The organism is Streptomyces sp. NPDC006463 (genome assembly GCF_042870715.1).
Classification (GTDB): domain Bacteria; phylum Actinomycetota; class Actinomycetes; order Streptomycetales; family Streptomycetaceae; genus Streptomyces.
Map to the genome: position 1 here is coordinate 28825 of NZ_JBIAHP010000006.1, position 16456 is coordinate 45280.

Consider the following 16456-nt stretch of genomic DNA (forward strand, 5'->3'; position numbering starts at 1 on the left):
GGTCAGTTGGTTCCGTTCGCTCCGGGCCGGGCGGGCAAGAGGGTGGTCAGGACGGCGGCGAGGGCCGCCGGGACGGCGAAGGCGTAGAAGTTCCAGGCGGGGGCGACGCCCCGGGCGGCGAGGAAGCCGCCGAAGGCGGGGCCCGCGATCGCTCCGAGGCGGCCGAGGCCCAGGGTCCAGCCGAGCGCCTCGGTCCGCAGGTGGGCGGGGAAGTACGCGGCTACGTGGCCGTTCACCAGGATCTGCGTGCCGATGGTGCCGAATCCGGCCAGGGCCACGAGGGCGAGCAGCACGGGCGTGGTGTGCACGGCGGACAGCAGCAGGACGGATCCGGCCGCGACGCAGAACGCGGCGGCGATGACGGGCCGCATGCCCACCCGGTCGCCGAGCGCGCCCCCGGCGAGGGTGCCCAGGATGGCGCCGGCGTTGAGGACGACGAGGAAGACCAGGGAGTCGGTGAGCGGGTAGCCGGCGGCCCGCATGATCTGCGGGAGCCAGGTGTTCAGTCCGTAGACGAGCAGCAGGCCCACGAAGCTGATCAGGGCGAAGAGCAGGGCCGGCAGCCGGTGGGGCGGGTGGCGCAGCGCCGCGTACGAGCCCCCGTGCCGGGGTGCCGCCGCCCGGCCTTCCTCGACGGCGGCCGGGGGCGTGCCCGTCGCGGACTCGTCGGGCAGGTGTCGGGCGAGCAGCGGGAGGATCAGCAGCGGCGCGAGGCCCACTGCGAACATGGCGCGGAATCCCCAGGCGGGCAGCACCCACAGGGCCAGGGCGGCGGCGAGGATGCCGCCGACCGAGTAGCCGGAGAACATCAGGGCGTTGGTGCGGCCGCGGCGGCGCGGATCGCAGTGTTCGGCGGTGAGCGCGACGGCCGTGGGCATGACCGCGCCGAGCCCGATGCCGCCGAGGGCCCGGTAGAGCCCGAGGGTCGCGGCGGAGGTGGCGAGCGCGCACGCGGCCATGGACAGGGAGAACCAGGCGACCCCGAGCAGCATGATGCGGCGGCGCCCGACGAGGCCGGTGAGCGCGCCGGCGCCGAGGGCGCCGACGAGCATGCCGGCGGCGGCGTGGCTGCCGATGGCTCCCGCCTGGGCCGGGGTGAGCGCCCACGGCTCGTGGTGCAGCAGCTCGGGCAGGACCGCGCCGTAGACGATGAGGTCGTACCCGTCGAAGACGAGGACGGCGAAGCAGAGGGCGATCACCGTGCGGGCGCGGGCGCGCCCCGGGCCGGTGGCCGCCGGACGGACGTCGGCGGCCACCTCCTGTACTCCGGTCACGGCTGGAGCCTCAGGACCGACCAGGAATCGCCCTGGCGGTCGTAGCGCAGCCGGCGGTGCAGCCGGTCCGGGCTCGACTCCCAGAATTCCAGGCAGTGCGGGACCAGCTGGTAGCCGACGAACGGCGCGGGCCGGGGCAGCGGCCCGAGCGCCGCCAGCCGCGCGGCGTCGGCGCGCAGGGCCTCCACGTCCGCCAGCACCTCGCTCTGCCGCGACGCCACCGACATGGCGTGGGTGGAGACGGGCCGGGCCGCCCACAGGACGTCGCAGTCGGCGTCGGGCAGCAGCCCGACCGGCCCGGACACGATGATCTGACGGCCTCTCTCGCGCCAGTAGAGCACCCCGGACGCCCAGGGCCGGACGGCGAGTTCACGGTCCTTGCGGCTGCCGCGGTGACTGGTGAAGACCAGGCCCGTGTCCGTGAGCGAGTTGAGCTGCACGATCCGGCTGGAGGCGCGGCCGTCCGCGCCGGTGGTCGCCAGGGCGATCGCTCCCGGTTCGCGGACCTCCCCCCTGGCCTGGTCGAGCCAGGTGCGCAGCAGGGCCAGGGGGTCGGCCGGGGGCTTGCGGAACTCCTCGGGTTCGAGGACGGGAGACTTCGCGGTGGACTGGTCGGGCGGGGTCGTCATCGGCCCGGCACCTCCAGCGCCCGGCCCAGGCCGACCAGGGAGGACAGCCCGTGCCGTCCTTCGACGGTCGCCTCGATGTCGAACCAGGTCCGGTGGGTGGGCGGGTAGCCGATCAGCTCGGCGGCGCTGCGCGGGTGCGGTGGTGCGGCCGCCTCGGCGGACTCCCAGACCAGGACCGCGCCCCAGCGGTCGTTATCCTCGTCGGCGATCCACAGCTTCAGTACCAGGCCGGGCTGGTCGGACCAGGCGGCGACGGCCTCGTCGCGCAGGAACCCCCGCAGTGACTCGACGGTCTGCGCGGACTCCGCGAGCTCCCACCACGCGATCATCGCCCTCATGTGGGGATGCCTTCCCGGCGGACCACGGGCACCTCGATGCCGAGCGCCCGGAGCTGGTTGAAGGGGTTCATGAACTCCCGGTTCTGCACGATCTTCCCGCCGTCCAGCAGGAAGGAGTGGAGGAAATGGTTCTTGTAGTGGCCGTCCTCGTAGCCGGGGAAGCGGATCGCCCCCTCCCCGTCGCACTCCACCCAGAACCGGTTGGGGTCCTGGGTCTCGAAGATCTGGATGTTGAACCACACCCAGTCGGGGAAGCACTTCAGGGACCAGACCGCGTGCTCCGCCAGCCGCTCGCGGCCGCGGATGGCGATGGGTCCGGGCGTGTCGGCGGTCCACAGGCCTCCCTCGCCGTCCTCCACGAAGAGCAGATGGCGTTTGAGACGGTCCTGACCGGTGGTGTGCATGTACCTCTCGACCGTGGCCCGGTTGATGCGCCGGAGTTCGGCATGGTCGGTGAAGCTGACGGGGCTGAGCGTGGCGTCGGACACGACGTGACCTCCCGTGGAGTGGGGCACGGATCAACTGCTCGGAATATCATGTGAAAACCCGCTATATCCGGGCTGCCGGTCGCTATATCGCGGCTATACGCCCCGCCCGGCACAGCCCGCCGCCGCGCCGGATGACCTCGGCCCGCACGAATTCGCCGCTCTCCGGACGCTCCGGCCTCTGCGCGGCTTCCCCGTCCCGCGCGTTGCCCGTGTCGCCCGTGTCCTCGGCGGCGCTGTCGGCCGTCAGTACGCACTTCAGCAGGCCCGGCAGCTCGAAGACGAAGCCGCCGTCTCCCGCGGGTCCGGACACGCCCAGCATGTGGGCGTCCACCAGCAGTTCGAGGAGGTCCTCGGCGGCCCCGGTCGGCAGCTCCAGCGCGGCCGCGGCCACGCCCACCGTGATGTGCCGCGTCCGCAGACGGGCGAGCCTGCGCAGGGCGCGGCGGGGACGGTCGGGCAGCACGGCGACGCTGCACAGCAGCGCCGCGCCGACGTCGAGTTCGCCGACGCGCAGCAGGCCGAGGGTGTCGCGACAGGGGTCGGCCAGCCGGTCGGCGAGATGGCCCGGCGTCCAGTGCGGCCGGGCGGTCAGCTGCGCGGCCACGGCGCGGATGGCGGCGGGATGCAGATCGCACAGGTGCAGCAGCCGTTCGGCCGCCTCCGGGTGGCCGCCCGCGGCCGCCGGGCCGCAGGTGATGCCGTTGAGCAGGTCCAGTGCCTCGCGCGGCTCCAGGCCTTCCAGGGCCAGGACCCGGACCCCGGGCAGGGCGGCGAACCGCGGCCGCCCGGTGATCAGGAACCGGGACCGGCCGCCGCCGGAAACCAGGGGGTGCACCTGCGCCTCGTCGTCGGCGCCGTCGAGGATGACGAGGCAGCGCAGCCTGTCGAGCAGGGTGCGTAACAGCCACATCCGCTCCGTCGCCCCCACCGCCGCGTCGGGGCGTTCGCCGAGGCCGCGCAGGAGGTCGTCGACGAGCTCGGCCGTCGGCCGGCGCCGGCCCCCTGCGTCCTGGCAGCGGACGAACAGCCGGCCGTCGGGGTAGGCGGCCGCGCTGCCGTACGCAGCGCGCACCGCGAGGACGGTCTTGCCGCTTCCGGCCATGCCGGTGACCACGACGGGCCCGGTGCAGCCCGCGTCGTCCGGTGCGGGGGTCAGCCATTCTCGGAGCAGGCGCAGTTCTGCGTGCCGGCCGGTGAAGTCCACGAGGTCCGGGGGCAGTGCGGCGTACGCCCCGGCGCCGCGGTAGGGAGCCCCGCCCGTCGGCCCGGGAGCCTGCGGGAGCGGCCGGCGGGCGACCAGGGTGCCGGCGAGCAGGGACTGGAAGGTGCGGGTGAGTTCCTCCCCCGGGTCCACGCCGAGGTGTTCGGCGAGGACGGTCCGGCCCTCGTGGTAGACGGTGAGGGCCTCGGCCTGCCGGCCGCAGTGGCTGAGCGCGGCCATCAGCAGGGACCGCAGCCGCTCGCGGAAGGGGAACTGCGCGACGGAGGCGGTGAGTTCGTCGACGACGTCACGGGCCCGGCCGAGGGCGAGGTCGGCGGCTGTCTTCTCCTCCAGTACGGACATGCGCAGTTCCTCCAGCCGGGGGGTCTGCGCGGTGTCCAGGAACTCCGTGGCACCGGTGAGGGCGGGACCGCGCCACTGCGCCAGTGCCTGCGCGAACAGGGTGGACGCCCGCTCCGGCCGGCCGGCTGCCTGCGCGTCGCGGCCGTGGGCCGCCAGGCGTTCGAACTCCAGGTAGTCCACCGTCGCGCCGCTCAGCCGCAGCCCGTAGCCGCGAGGCAGCCGGACGAACTCGACCGTGCCACCCAGCGCCTTGCGCAGCCGGGAGATGTACGTGTGCACCTGGGCGCGTACGGTCGCGGGCGGGGCCGCTCCCCACAGCGCCTGCTGGATCTCGTGCTGGGACAATCCCCGCTCCCCCGCCAGGGCCAGGGCCGCGAGGAGGGTTCTGGGCCGCATCCCGCCCAGTGACCGGGCGCGGCCGCCGTCGAAGGCTTCTATCGGTCCGAGTATGCGAAGTTCCATGCCGTCCCTCGTCCGAGAACTCCGGGCTCGGGCGCCGTTACGGGCTCGTTTTCATAACGAGTCGCAGCAACTCAGGTACGTCCGAGCCGAGTTGCATCCAACATGAGTCGAAGATCGACCTGGAGGGGGACGCTAGTCTCGGGTCCGACGGGTGTCAACACGCCACCGGGCGTCGACGCGCCGGGTTCCGACCACTAGATTGCCCGCGACACAGGGAGGTGCAACCTTGGCCAACTCGGACGGCGGCGCGAGACTCAGCCTTGCCGACAAGATCAATCACCTGTTCGACACGGTGGTCCCGGCCGGCCGTCAGCCGTACAACACCGAAGAAGTGGCCCGGGCCATCACGGAGACCGGCATACCCATTTCCGGAAGCTACATCTGGCTGTTGCGCAAAGGTCAGCGCGACAACCCGACGCTCAAGCACCTCGAAGGCATAGCCGCGTTCTTCGGTGTCCCTCCGGCCTACTTCTTCAACGACCAGGTCGCCTCCGACGTCCACGCGCAGCTCGCCCTCCTCGCGGCACTTCGCGACTCCAACGTCCAGCACGTCGCCCTGCGGGCCGCCGGCCTCTCCTCCGCGAGCCTGAACTCGATCAGCGAACTCATCGAGCACGTCCGGGCCCTGGAAGGACTGCCCCAGAGCGGTCCGACCGAGGACGAACCCGCGGGTGCACAGGATTCATGACCTGATTCCCCCTGTCTGTCCGAACCCGACTCATGTTGCATGAGTTCGTGTGTGGCCGGTGTGACACGGGGGAGGAAGATTGCTGAAAGAGCGCGAGTTACGGCGGCGCTGCAAGCGTGAGCTCCGGGCGCTGGGGGTCCAGCCGCCGTTGGACGTGGCCGTCCTGTGCAGACTGCTGGGCGAGCGCCGGGGCCGGCCCATCCGCCTGGTCCCCTACCGGCTCCCGGCGAACGGCCCGTACGGGCTGTGGATCGCCACCGACATCACCGACTACATCTTCTACCAGCAGGAAACCAGCAAGGCCCACCAGGACCACATCATCGTGCACGAGATCGGGCACATCCTCGCCGACCACCACAGCGGTGAGCTCGACGACGCACTGCTCGGCGCGATCATGCCGAACATCTCCCTCGACGTGGTCAAACGGCTCCTGGGGCGCAGTTCGTACGACGAGGACCGCGAACGCGAGGCCGAGATGATGGCCACCATCATCCTCGAATGGGCCTGCGTCCTCGACCACGTCGCCCAGCCCGCCCCACGGGACTCCTCGGCCCGCCGCATCCAGCGGGCGCTGACCGAGCGGCGCGGGTGGCTGTGACGTGCTGACGATCCTGCTCGGCGCGGTCCTGCTGGTCGCCCTCGCCCGGATGACCCACCAGATCGCCAAGGCCCCCCACGACCGGCCGCTCCAGGCCGTGACGTACTGCATCCTGTGCGCCTGCCTGTCCTTCCCCATGGGTCTGCGCGGCGTCGCCGACGACATCGACGGCATGGCGGGTGCCGGAACCACGAAGCTGCTGCAGAACGTCCTGCTGCTCGGCACCGCCTACTGGCTCATGTGCTTCTACCTGCAATCGGCCTCGGACCCGCGCAGCGGCCGCCGGCGCGCCCGGATCGAGTTGATCCCGCTCCTGGTCACCGCGTTCGCCATCACGGCGGCCACGCTCGCGACCCCGCGCGCCGCGCGCACCCACGTCTACGCGACGGCGGACATGCGGGTGGCCGGGATCACCGTCTTCTACCTGGCGGCCGGGCTCTACCTGACGTACGCGCTCGCGATGGCGCTGTGGTGGACGCTGCGCTACGTCCGGACCACGCACGGCCCGCTCGCCGTCGGCCTGCGGCTGGTCGCCGTCTCCCTGGCGTGCATGGTGGGCGCGGGCGCCCTGCGAGCCGTTCTGGCCCTCCTCCGCGCCGGCGGTGGTGCCGTTCCCCCGGCTGTGATCACGAGTGTCAAACTGCTGCTGGACCTGGCCATCCCGCTCTTCGTCGTCGGCGTCATCTACCCCGGGGCGGCGGGCCGGCTGACGGCGATACGCCTGCGGCTGCGGCACCGGCGCACCTACCGCCGGCTCACTCCGCTGTGGACGGCGCTGCACGCGGCGTTCCCCGAGAACGCCCTGCACCGGGCGCCGTCCGGCGGCTGGCGCGACTGGCCGGCCCGGCTCAACCACCGCGGTGCGCACCGGCGCTACTACCGGCGCGTGGTGGAGTGCCGGGACGGGCTCGTACGCCTCAGCCCCCATCTCGCGCCCTTCGCCGAGGCCGGGCCGGTCGAGGAGCTGCCGCCCGGCGTCGTGGCCGGACACCTGCGCCGGGCGCTGCGGGAGTACGCGGCCGGGGCGCCGGCCCCGGGCGCCGCGGTGGGGGTCGCCCTGCCGCGCGGCGACAGCCTCGACGACGACGTGGACCAGCTCCTGCTGCTCTCCGACGCGCTCGCAGGCGCTTGACCGCCCCCGCCGGAACCGGCGGGGCGACCGACACGAAGGTGTGAGTTCATGGAATACCTGATCACGGCCGGGCAGCTCGTCACGGGCCCCGGCGGCCGGCGGCTGCGCGACGGCGCCGTACTGGTCCGCGGCGCGACGATCGCGGGCGTGGGCCCGCGGGCCGAGATCGCCCCCTTGGCCGCGCCCGGGGCGTTGGTCATGTCGTTCCCCGACGGCACGCTGCTGCCGGGACTGATCGACTGCCATGTCCACCTGGCCCTCGACGCCGGACCGGACCCCGTCACCGCCCTCCTCGACACCGACGACACCGGCCTGCTGGCCGGGATGGCCGCGCGGGCCCGGCAGTTGCTCGACAGCGGCGTGACGACCGTACGGGACCTCGGGGACCGGAGCGGCCTCGCCCTGCGCCTGCGGCATTCGATCGAGCGGCAGGCCACGCCCGGGCCGCGCATCCTCAGCGCCGGCACCCCGCTGACCCGCCCCGGCGGCCACTGCTGGTTCTTCGGCGGCGAGGTGGGCGACGAGGAGGCCCTGCGCGACCTGGTCCGGCGCAACGTGCGCGACGGCGTCGACGTGATCAAGGTGATGGCCACCGGCGGCGGCATCACCAAGGGTGGCCCGCCGGTCTGGCAGGCCCAGTTCAGCGCCGCCGAGCTGGACCTGGTGGTGACCGAGGCCCGCCGGGCCGGGCTGCCGGTGGCCGCGCACGCGCACGGCACCGAGGGCATCGCGGCGGCGGTGGCGGCGGGCGTCGACACGATCGAGCACTGCACCTGGATGGCGCGGGACGGTTTCGACGTACGGGAGGACCTGGTCGCCGAGATCGCGGAGAAGGGGATCCGGGTCTGTCCCGCGGCGAGCCCGGACTGGCGCGGCTTCGCACGCCGCTTCGGACCGGAGCGGGCCGAGGAGATGTTCGACCGCCTGCGCTGGATGGCCGGTCAGGGGGTTCGGCTCATCGCGGGCACGGACGCGGGCGTGGCGCACGCCGTCTTCGACGGCTTCGTGTCGAGCCTGGAGTTCTTCCGCCACATCGGCTTCTCCCCCGCCGAGGCGATCGACGCGGCCACGGTCGAGGCCGCCCTCGCCCTGGGCATCGCCTCCGACACCGGCCGCCTCGCCCCCGGCTACCGCGCCGACCTGATCGCCGTCACCGGCGACCCGCTGGCCGATCTGGCCGCCCTGCGCGCCGTCCGCCTGACGATGTCCGCCGGCCGCCCCCACGTCCCGGCCGGCGCCCCGGAGCCGGCCCCGCGCTGACCGGGGGCCGGCAGGGGGATCAGCCGTTCAGCGCGGGGATGATCTGTTGCCCGTAGGCGTCGATCGTGGCCTCCTTCGCGTCGTGCATGTCGTAGAGGGCGAACTGGTCGACGCCGAGGTCGCGCAGGGCGCGCAGCTTCTCGATGTGGGCCTCGGGCGGGCCGAGCAGGCAGAAGCGGTCGACGATCTCGTCGGGGACGAAGTCCGCGGACGGGTTCCCGGTGCGGCCGTGGTGGCTGTAGTCGTAGCCCTGGCGGGCCTTGATGTACTCGGTGAGCTCGTCGGGGACCATCGAGGAGTGCTCGCCGTAGCGCGAGACCAGGTCGGCGACGTGGTTGCCGACCATTCCGCCGAACCACCGGCACTGGTCGCGGGCGTGGGCGAGGTCCGTGCCCACGTACGCGGGGGCCGCCACGCAGATGGTGATCGCGGCCGGGTCGCGGCCCGCCTCCACGGCGGCCTGGCGGACCGACTTGACCATCCACTCGGTGAGGTAGGGGTCGGCGAGCTGGAGGATGAACCCGTCCGCCTTCTGCCCGGCCAGGGCAAGGGCCTTCGGGCCGTACGCGGCCATCCACACCGGGAGCTTCCCGTCCCGGATCCAGGGAATGCGGATCGGATTGCCGTCGACGACCGCCTCCCGGCCCTCGGCGAGGTCGCGGATCACCTCGATGGCCTCGCCGAGCCGGGCCAGGGTGTTCGGCGCGCGCCCGGCGACCCGCATCGCCGAGTCCCCGCGCCCGATCCCGCACACGGTGCGGTTGCCGAACATGTCGTTGAGGGTGGCGAAGGTGGAGGCGGTGACCTCCCAGGTGCGGGTGCCCGGGTTGGTGACCATCGGCCCGACGTGCAGTTTTCGCGTGTGCTCCAGGATCTGGCTGTAAATGACGAACGGCTCCTGCCACAACACGGCGGAGTCGAAGGTCCAGCCGTAGCGGAACCCGTTGCGCTCGGCACGGCGCATGAGACTGATGACCTGCGAAGCCGGTGGATCGGTTTGCAGGACGAGGCCGAAGTCCATGGCGGACACTCCTTACAGGTACTGGCAGGTGGTGCGGGGGACGAAGACCCCGTGGCCGGCCCGGCCCGTGTACTCGCGCCGGTCGATGACGAGTTCGCCGCGGGAGAGCACCGTGTCGACGCGTCCGGTGATCCGCTTGCCCTCGTACGCCGAGTAGTCCACGTTCATGTGGTGCGTCTCGGCGGAGATGACCTGCTCGGCGTGCGGATCGTAGAGGACGATGTCGGCATCGGAACCCGGCGCGATGGTGCCCTTCTGCGGGTAGATGCCGAACATCCGGGCCGGGGTCGCGCAGGCGATCTCGATCCAGCGGCGGCGGCTGATGTGCCCGTCCACCACGGCCTGGTGGAGGAGGTCCATGCGGTTCTCCACCCCGGGCAGCCCGTTGGGGATCTTGGAGAAGTCACCGCGGCCCAGCTCCTTCTGGCCGCGGAAGCAGAACGGGCAGTGGTCGGTGGAGACCACCTGGAGGTCGTTGGTCCGCAGCCCCCGCCACAGCGCCTCCTGGTGCTCGCGCGGGCGCAGCGGGGTGGAGCAGACGTACTTGGCGCCCTGAAAGTCGGGCTCGGCGAGGTTGTCGGTGGACAGGAAGAGGTACTGCGGGCAGGTCTCCCCGAAGACCGGCAGCCCCTTGTCGCGGGCGGCGGCCAGCTCGGCGACCGCCTCCTCCGCCGAGACGTGGACGACGTACAGGGGCGCTCCGGCGACCCGCGCGAGCTGGATGGCGCGGTGGGTGGCCTCGGCTTCGAGGAGCACCCTGCGGACCTCGCCGTGGTGGCGGGGGTCGGTCTCGCCGCGGGCCAGGGCCTGTTCGACGAGGACGTCGATGGCGATGCCGTTCTCGGCGTGCATCATGATCAGCCCGCCGTTGGCGGCGCCGCGCTGCATGGCGCGCAGGATCTGCCCGTCGTCGCTGTAGAAGACGCCCGGGTAGGCCATGAACAGCTTGAAGGACGTGACGCCTTCCCCCACCAGGAGGTCCATCTCCTTGAGGGTGCCCTCGTTGACGTCCGAGAGGATCATGTGGAAGGCGTAGTCGACGGCGCACTTGCCGTCGGCCTTGTCGTACCAGGTGTCGAGGCCCTCGCGCAGGGAGCGGCCCACGCTCTGGACGGCGAAGTCGACGATGGTGGTGGTGCCGCCCCAGGCGGCGGCCCGGGTTCCGGTCTCGAAGGTGTCCGCGGCCGAGGTGCCGCCGAAGGGGAGCTCCATGTGGGTGTGCGCGTCGACGCCGCCCGGGATGACATACTTCCCGCTCGCGTCGATCGTACGGCCGGCCGTCCAGGCCTCGGCGGCCGCGGAGCCGTGCGCGGCCAGGGCCGCCACGCGGCCGTCCTCGATCAGGACGTCCGCGTGGAGTTCGTCGGCGGCGGTGACCACCAGGCCGCCGCGGATCAGGGTGCGGATGCTCATGGAAGTCCCCCTACTGGATGCTGCGGAGCGCCTGTTCGAGGATCTCGGCACCCTCTTCCGCCTCGGCGACGGTGAGGGAGAGCGGCGGCGCGATGCGCAGCACGCTGGTGTTGTGACCGCCGCCCTTGCCGATCAGCAGGCCGCCCGCGCGGGCGGCCTCCAGGACGGCCGCGGCCGCGGCCGGGTCGGCCTGGTCGGTGCCGGGCCGGGTCAGCTCCAGGCCGGCCATCAGGCCCCGGCCGCGTACCTCCCGTACAGCGGGCACGTGGGCGGCGATCGCGCGCAGCCGCTCCAGCAGCAGGCCGCCGACGCGGCGGGCGTTGCCCTGGAGGTCGTGTTCCAGCAGGTACGCGAGGTTGGCGGCGCCGGCCGCCATGGTGACCGGGGAGCCGCCGAAGGTGGAGATGGAGTTGGAGTCCAGGCAGTTCATCACCTCGGCACGGGCCACGACCCCGCCGATGGACATGCCGTTGCCGATGCCCTTGGCGAAGGTGAGGATGTCCGGCGGGCCGTTCTGGGCGTGGGCCTGCCAGCCCCAGAAGTGCTCGCCCGTGCGGCCCCAGCCGGTCTGCACCTCGTCGCTGATCCACAGGATGCCATGCCGGTCCAGGACCTCGCGGAAGGCTCCGTACAGGCCGTCGGGCGGGGAGGTGAATCCGCCGACGCCCTGGATCGGTTCGGCGATGAGCGCGGCCACTCCGCCCCGGGCCTGGCCGAGCACGTCTTCCAGGTCGGCCACGGCGGCGGCGGTGAACTCGGTGTCGGACAGCTCCGCGAAGGGGCCGCGGGTGCGGACGGCGCCGTGGACGTAGTACGTCTGGAGCGGGGAGAGGCTGGTCGGGGACCAGCCGCGGTTTCCGGTGACGGAGACGGCGGAGAAGGACCGGCCGTGGTAGCTGTTGCGCATCGCCAGGATCTGGTTGGAGCGGCGGTACGTCGTCGCGAGCAGCAGGGCGGTGTCGTTGGCCTCGGTTCCGGAGGTGGTGAAGAAGACCCGGGCCTCGGGGATGCCGGACAGCGCGGCGATCCGCTCGGCCAGTTCCACCATCGGCCGGTTGAGGTAGAGGGTGGAGGAGTGGATGATCCTCCCGGCCTGTTCGGAGACGGCCTTGGTGACCTCGGGCAGGGCGTGGGCGGTCATCGTGGTGAGGATGCCGCCGAAGAAGTCGAGGTAGCGGTTGCCGTCGGCGTCCCAGACGTGGCGGCCCTCGCCGTGGGTGAGCTCGACGGGGCGGTCGTAGTAGAGCGTGAGCCAGTCGGGCATGACGGTGAGGTGGCGGCTGTGCAGGGGGATCGGGTTGGTCACGGCTGTACGAGCCCTCCGTAGGCGTCGGGACGGCGGTCGCGGTAGAAGGCCCACTGGTCGCGGACCTGTTTGATCAGGCCGAAGTCGAGGTCGCGGACGAGGAGTTCCTCCTCCTTGTCGCTGGCGGCCTCACCGACGAACTGGCCGCGCGGGTCGACGAAGTAGCTGGTGCCGTAGAAGTCGTTGTCGCCGTACTCCTCCTGGCCGATGCGGTTGATCGCGGCGACGAAGTACTCGTTGGCGACGGCCGCGGCCGGCTGCTCCAGCTGCCACAGGTACGCCGACAGGCCCCGGTGGGTGGCGGACGGGTTGTAGACCAGTTGGGCCCCGGCCAGGCCCAGTGCGCGCCAGCCCTCGGGGAAGTGGCGGTCGTAGCAGATGTAGACGCCGACCCGGCCGACGGCGGTGTCGAAGACGGGCCAGCCGAGGTTGCCCGGGCGGAAGTAGTACTTCTCCCAGAAACCCTTGACCTGGGGGATGTGGTGCTTGCGGTACTTGCCGAGGTAGCTGCCGTCGGCGTCGATGACGGCGGCGGTGTTGTAGTAGAAGCCCTCGGACTCCAGCTCGAAGACGGGTACGACGATCACCATGCCGGTCTCGCGGGCGAGGTCCTGCATGCGGCGGACGGTCGGGCCGTCGGGGACGGCCTCGGCCCAGCGGTAGTGCTCGGGCTCCTGGACCTGGCAGAAGTAGGGAGCGTTGAACACCTCTTGGAAACCGATGATCTTCGCGCCCTGGGCGGCGGCCCGGCGGGCGTGCTCCTCGTGTTTGGCGATCATCGATTCGGTGTCTCCGGTCCAGGTGGCCTGGACCAGCGCGGCGCGGACGACTTGGGCCATGAGCTGCTCCTCGCGACGGGAACGCCGAGTTCTACGCACGTAGACGGTATGCGTAGGGAGTAGAACGTAGGCCTCGTCACACCGTGGGGCAAGACCGCCGTGCACGGTTGGAGTAGTCGATCAGGTTACGTCGCCCCGCGATCGATAGCGGTCAGGAGACGGGCGGTTTACGCCGCGGCGATCCCTGCCACGCGCAGGGCATGGACCATGTCGCGGTGACGGGTTCCGGACAGCGCCGCGGCGGCCTGGAGCAGGCGCGGGGCGAACCACTGCGGATCTCTGCGGGCGAGGGCGGCCGCCTCCTCCGCGGTGCGGACCCGGACGAACGCGCCGAGCAGGGCGTCGGCCTCCCGGGTCCGCCCGGCCGTGCCGAGGGCGAGGGCCGCGTCGGCGATCTCGCCGGTGGGGCGGGCCACGCCCTGGCGCAGCAGGCGGTCGCAGTCGGCCTCCCGGCCGGCCTCGCCGAGGGCGGCCGCGGCCGCGGCGAGCCGCTCGGGCGGGAGCGAGGCCGCCTCCCACAGCAGGGTGGCCCAGTCGGCCGCGAGCCCGGCGCGCACCAGCTGGTCGGCGAGGCCGGGCAGCCGGTCCGCGGGCCAGGCCGCGATCTCGCAGAGCAGTGCGTGCGCCTCGCCGCCGCGTCCCCCTGCGCGCAGTGCGATCAGTTCGCCCACGACGGCCCGCGTGCTCCCGGCCGGGGACGCGGGGAAAGCGCCGTTCCCGGCTTCCGCCCCTCCGGGTCCGGGGCCGGGTTCCGTATGACCCCGGGCCTCGTGTCCCGGCTCGCCGGGCCCGGCCGGGGGCACCGCCCCGCCGTCCTGTTCACCCGCCCGGGCGCCTCGCGGGGCCGGAATCCGGGGCCCCGAGGGGCCGAAACGCGCCCCGCGCGGAGCGGTTCCGGGCCCGCCCGGGGCCGGGTCCCCGTCCGGGTGGCCCGGCGGCGGGACGAAGGCCGGCGCTCCGGGCGCCGCCGAGCCCGCGTACCGGGCGCCCCCGGCCCGCCGCGCGCCGCGCAGCCACCGCCCCTCGGCCCGCCCGACCGGCGCCTCGGTCTGAGCCCGGGCCTGGGCCTGGGCCTGGACTTGGGTCTGGACTTGGGTCTGGGCCTGAACCCGGGCCTCGGCCTCGGCCTGGGCCTCGGCCTGGGTCTGCGCCTGCGCCTCGCCCGGGGCGCCGGCCCGCAGGGCCGCGAGGCGGGCCGAGATGTCCTCGTGGCGTGACGCGGCCCGGGCGGCGTCGTCCTGGGTCCAGGAGAGCTCCCGGGCCAGGGCGTCCGCCTCCGTCGGGTCGGTGGCGCCGCCGAGCCGGGCCGTCAGGTTCCGCAGGGCCTCCCCCGCGTCGGCCCGCTGCGCGGCCGCCGCCGCGTACTGGGTCCGCAGCTCCTCAGTCCCGCCCGGCAGCCTGTCCCACGCGGTGACCGCCGCGGCCCGCAGCCGGGCGGCGTATACGGTCTCCCGCCCCGCGATCTGCTCGCCCCGCACCGCCGCCAGGTCCCGCAGGAGCGAATCCACCACGTCCCACGGCGGTATCGCGGCCCCGTCGAGACAGGCCCGCAGACCCTCCGGATCCCGGCGCAGGAACTCCCCGTACCAGCCTGCTCCGGGATCCAGTCTCAGGGTCAAGCCACGCAGGTATTCAGCGAATTGACCGATCGTCAGCGAAGTCGCGGTCTCCATGACCGCATTGGATCCCACCTGTGTTACGGGCGGGCTACGGGCACTTCAAAGCTTGACGGCGATCGCGGTGTGCGGCCGTCGCCCCCGCCGTACCACCATGGCGGGCACGTCCACCACCCAGAACTGCCACGTGTACTTGCGCGACATGAGCCCCCGCACCCGCCGCAGCCCCGCCTCGTCGAGCAGCCGGGCCTCCCCCTCCCGCACCGTCGCCCCCTCTTCGACGCGCCCGCGCACGTCACAGGGGGCGACGGTGACCCGCCCGTCGTTGCGGATCCGCTTGACCTTCCACGAGTCGCTGCGCGTCCACACGTACAGCTCTCCGCCGTCGGCCACCGCCCACACGGGCGTCGCCACAGGCGTGCCGTCCTTGCGGAAGGTGGTGAGACTGACGTACTTCGCCCTGCCCAGCTCTTCGACATCCATGGCCCGACCCTAAGGGCTGTCGCGCGACCCCCGGCCGGGCGCGTCTTCGCGCAGGACCACGTCCCCCTGGCCCTCGGACCGGCCCCCATCGTCGGGGGCGACGCAGGCCGCGAGGAGCAGGCCGCCCGCGAGGAGCGCGCCGAGGAATCCGAAACCGAGTCGCTTGGATGCGTTCGTGGCTGACACGCCTTCACGCTTGCCCCGCGTACGGGCGGTCCCACCGCCCATTGGGCCGATCGGCCGCGGGCCGGACCTCAGACGGGCGCGAGGGAGCAGCGCCGCATCACGTCGTCCAGGGAGAGGCCGAGGACCTCGGCGAGGGCGGCCACCGTGAAGAAGGCGGGGGTGGGCGCCCGGCCGGTCTCGATCTTGCGGAGGGTCTCGGCCGAGAGCCCGGCTCCGGCCGCGATCTCGACCATGCTGCGCGCGCCGCGCGCCTCACGAAGCAGGGCGCCCAGGCGCTCGCCGCGCTCGCGCTCTTCAGGAGTCAGGGGGGTACGGACCATGCCCCCATCCTACCGCGCACGCCAATAACTATCCCGTTAAAGTTATACCGGTATAGTTATTGGCATGGTGGAACTGAAGACGGACGAATCGATCGACGAGATGCGCGCCACCGGCCGCGTCGTCGCACAAGCCCTGGCGGCCGTACGGGAGAGCGCGCGGGTCGGGGTCGCCCTGCTGGACCTGGACCGGGTGGCCCGCGACGTGCTCCGCGAGGCGGGCGCGACCTCCCCCTTCCTGGGCTACCGGCCGAAGTTCGCGCCGGTGCCCTTCCCGGCCGTGATCTGCACCTCGGTCAACGACGCCATCGTGCACGGCATCCCCGGCACGTACCGACTGCGCGACGGGGACCTGGTCAGCGTCGACTGCGGGGCCGTGCTCGGCGGCTGGGCCGGGGACGCGGCGGTCAGCTTCACCGTCGGCCGGCCCCGCCCCGCCGACCTGCGGCTCATCGCTACGGCCGAGGCGGCCCTCGCCGCGGGCATCGCGGCAGCGGTGCCCGGCAACCGGATCGGCGACATCGCCCACGCGGTCGGTACGGTCTGCCGTGCCGCCGGATACGGCATCCCCGACGGCTTCGGCGGCCACGGCGTGGGCCGCCACATGCACGAGGACCCCGGCGTCCCCAACGAGGGCCCGCCGGGACGCGGCATGAAGCTGCGCCCCGGCATGGTCCTCGCGATCGAACCGATGCTGACCGCGGGCGGTACGGACGACTACAGCTGCGACGGGGACGGCTGGACCCTGCGCACCGTCGACGGCAGTCGCGCCGCGCACGCGGAGCACACGGTCGCGATCACCGCCGACGGCCCCAGGATCCTCACTGCTCCCTAGGGCTGTC

The 16456-nt window shown here is 72.9% G+C and carries 18 protein-coding genes; 5 read left to right on the forward strand and 13 right to left on the reverse strand.

Annotated features, from left to right (window positions below; all coding sequences use genetic code 11):
- Positions 1–2: 2 nt before the first annotated feature.
- The 5 genes from ACFYOB_RS13025 to ACFYOB_RS13045 form a co-directional block, all read right to left on the reverse strand.
- Positions 3–1274 (reverse strand): MFS transporter, encoded by a 1272-nt coding sequence (locus ACFYOB_RS13025; protein WP_388558796.1) that lies wholly within the window; start codon positions 1272–1274, stop codon positions 3–5.
- Positions 1271–1903, reverse strand: coding sequence for a phenazine biosynthesis FMN-dependent oxidase PhzG (gene phzG, locus ACFYOB_RS13030; protein WP_388558799.1), 633 nt, complete (start codon positions 1901–1903; stop codon positions 1271–1273). The genes ACFYOB_RS13025 and phzG overlap by 4 nt, the downstream gene beginning before the upstream one ends.
- A complete protein-coding gene (locus ACFYOB_RS13035; protein ID WP_388558801.1) occupies positions 1900–2241 on the reverse strand; it encodes a hypothetical protein in 342 nt (113 codons plus the stop codon). Before ACFYOB_RS13035 ends, phzG begins: the two co-directional genes overlap by 4 nt.
- On the reverse strand, positions 2238–2729 hold the full coding sequence (locus ACFYOB_RS13040; RefSeq protein ID WP_388558804.1) for a PhzA/PhzB family protein: 492 nt from the start codon (positions 2727–2729) through the stop codon (positions 2238–2240). Before ACFYOB_RS13040 ends, ACFYOB_RS13035 begins: the two co-directional genes overlap by 4 nt.
- An 82-nt stretch (positions 2730–2811) precedes the next feature.
- On the reverse strand, positions 2812–4755 hold the full coding sequence (locus ACFYOB_RS13045) for a BTAD domain-containing putative transcriptional regulator (protein WP_388558807.1): 1944 nt from the start codon (positions 4753–4755) through the stop codon (positions 2812–2814).
- 226 nt (positions 4756–4981) lie between these two features.
- Here ACFYOB_RS13045 and ACFYOB_RS13050 point away from each other — a divergent pair, with 226 nt between their 5' ends.
- From ACFYOB_RS13050 to ACFYOB_RS13065, 4 genes are all read left to right on the forward strand, one after another.
- Positions 4982–5443, forward strand: coding sequence for a helix-turn-helix domain-containing protein (locus ACFYOB_RS13050; RefSeq protein ID WP_388558811.1), 462 nt, complete (start codon positions 4982–4984; stop codon positions 5441–5443).
- Between the two features lie 79 nt (positions 5444–5522).
- Positions 5523–6041: a hypothetical protein gene (locus tag ACFYOB_RS13055; RefSeq protein ID WP_388558814.1), complete on the forward strand. Its 519-nt coding sequence runs from the start codon at positions 5523–5525 to the stop codon at positions 6039–6041.
- 1 nt (position 6042) lies between these two features.
- Entirely contained in the window at positions 6043–7173 is a 1131-nt protein-coding gene (locus ACFYOB_RS13060; protein WP_388558817.1) for an MAB_1171c family putative transporter, read from the forward strand.
- Between the two features lie 48 nt (positions 7174–7221).
- Positions 7222–8433, forward strand: a complete 1212-nt coding sequence (locus tag ACFYOB_RS13065; RefSeq protein ID WP_388558820.1) for an amidohydrolase family protein — start codon at positions 7222–7224, stop codon at positions 8431–8433.
- A gap of 19 nt (positions 8434–8452) precedes the next feature.
- Here ACFYOB_RS13065 and ACFYOB_RS13070 read toward each other — a convergent pair whose 3' ends face one another.
- The 8 genes from ACFYOB_RS13070 to ACFYOB_RS13105 all read right to left on the reverse strand — a co-directional run bounded on the left by ACFYOB_RS13070 (position 8453) and on the right by ACFYOB_RS13105 (position 15617).
- Positions 8453–9454, reverse strand: a complete 1002-nt coding sequence (locus ACFYOB_RS13070; RefSeq protein WP_388558823.1) for a TIGR03842 family LLM class F420-dependent oxidoreductase — start codon at positions 9452–9454, stop codon at positions 8453–8455.
- 12 nt (positions 9455–9466) lie between these two features.
- Positions 9467–10867, reverse strand: a complete 1401-nt coding sequence (gene hydA / locus ACFYOB_RS13075; protein ID WP_388558825.1) for a dihydropyrimidinase — start codon at positions 10865–10867, stop codon at positions 9467–9469.
- A gap of 10 nt (positions 10868–10877) precedes the next feature.
- Positions 10878–12131, reverse strand: a complete 1254-nt coding sequence (locus tag ACFYOB_RS13080) for an aspartate aminotransferase family protein (RefSeq protein ID WP_388559503.1) — start codon at positions 12129–12131, stop codon at positions 10878–10880.
- Positions 12132–12169: 38 nt separating this feature from the next.
- Entirely contained in the window at positions 12170–13012 is an 843-nt protein-coding gene (locus ACFYOB_RS13085; protein ID WP_388558827.1) for a nitrilase-related carbon-nitrogen hydrolase, read from the reverse strand.
- A 167-nt stretch (positions 13013–13179) separates the two neighbouring features.
- Positions 13180–14631 carry a hypothetical protein gene (locus tag ACFYOB_RS13090; protein ID WP_388558830.1) on the reverse strand — a complete coding sequence of 484 codons (1452 nt, stop codon included), beginning with the start codon at positions 14629–14631 and terminating at the stop codon, positions 13180–13182.
- Between the two features lie 99 nt (positions 14632–14730).
- Positions 14731–15111, reverse strand: coding sequence for a PPOX class F420-dependent oxidoreductase (locus tag ACFYOB_RS13095; RefSeq protein ID WP_388558833.1), 381 nt, complete (start codon positions 15109–15111; stop codon positions 14731–14733).
- Positions 15112–15120: 9 nt separating this feature from the next.
- On the reverse strand, positions 15121–15297 hold the full coding sequence (locus ACFYOB_RS13100; protein WP_388558835.1) for a hypothetical protein: 177 nt from the start codon (positions 15295–15297) through the stop codon (positions 15121–15123).
- Between the two features lie 68 nt (positions 15298–15365).
- The gene (locus ACFYOB_RS13105) at positions 15366–15617 is read right to left on the reverse strand and encodes a helix-turn-helix domain-containing protein (protein WP_388558837.1); all 252 of its coding nucleotides are present in this window, start codon (positions 15615–15617) and stop codon (positions 15366–15368) included.
- Between the two features lie 64 nt (positions 15618–15681).
- Between ACFYOB_RS13105 and map the strand changes: the two genes are divergently transcribed.
- Positions 15682–16449 (forward strand): type I methionyl aminopeptidase, encoded by a 768-nt coding sequence (gene map / locus ACFYOB_RS13110; RefSeq protein ID WP_388558840.1) that lies wholly within the window; start codon positions 15682–15684, stop codon positions 16447–16449.
- Positions 16450–16456 lie beyond the last annotated feature (7 nt).

Coding starts and splice junctions, on each gene's coding strand:
- phzG (WP_388558799.1), bottom strand. CDS start 1,903: ATGACGACCCCGCCCGACCAGTCCACCGCGAAGTCTCCCGTCCTCGAA.
- ACFYOB_RS13035 (WP_388558801.1), bottom strand. CDS start 2,241: ATGAGGGCGATGATCGCGTGGTGGGAGCTCGCGGAGTCCGCGCAGACC.
- ACFYOB_RS13045 (WP_388558807.1), bottom strand. CDS start 4,755: ATGGAACTTCGCATACTCGGACCGATAGAAGCCTTCGACGGCGGCCGC.
- ACFYOB_RS13065 (WP_388558820.1), top strand. CDS start 7,222: ATGGAATACCTGATCACGGCCGGGCAGCTCGTCACGGGCCCCGGCGGC.
- ACFYOB_RS13070 (WP_388558823.1), bottom strand. CDS start 9,454: ATGGACTTCGGCCTCGTCCTGCAAACCGATCCACCGGCTTCGCAGGTC.
- hydA (WP_388558825.1), bottom strand. CDS start 10,867: ATGAGCATCCGCACCCTGATCCGCGGCGGCCTGGTGGTCACCGCCGCC.
- ACFYOB_RS13080 (WP_388559503.1), bottom strand. CDS start 12,131: ATGCCCGACTGGCTCACGCTCTACTACGACCGCCCCGTCGAGCTCACC.
- ACFYOB_RS13085 (WP_388558827.1), bottom strand. CDS start 13,012: ATGGCCCAAGTCGTCCGCGCCGCGCTGGTCCAGGCCACCTGGACCGGA.
- ACFYOB_RS13095 (WP_388558833.1), bottom strand. CDS start 15,111: ATGGATGTCGAAGAGCTGGGCAGGGCGAAGTACGTCAGTCTCACCACC.
- ACFYOB_RS13105 (WP_388558837.1), bottom strand. CDS start 15,617: ATGGTCCGTACCCCCCTGACTCCTGAAGAGCGCGAGCGCGGCGAGCGC.
- map (WP_388558840.1), top strand. CDS start 15,682: ATGGTGGAACTGAAGACGGACGAATCGATCGACGAGATGCGCGCCACC.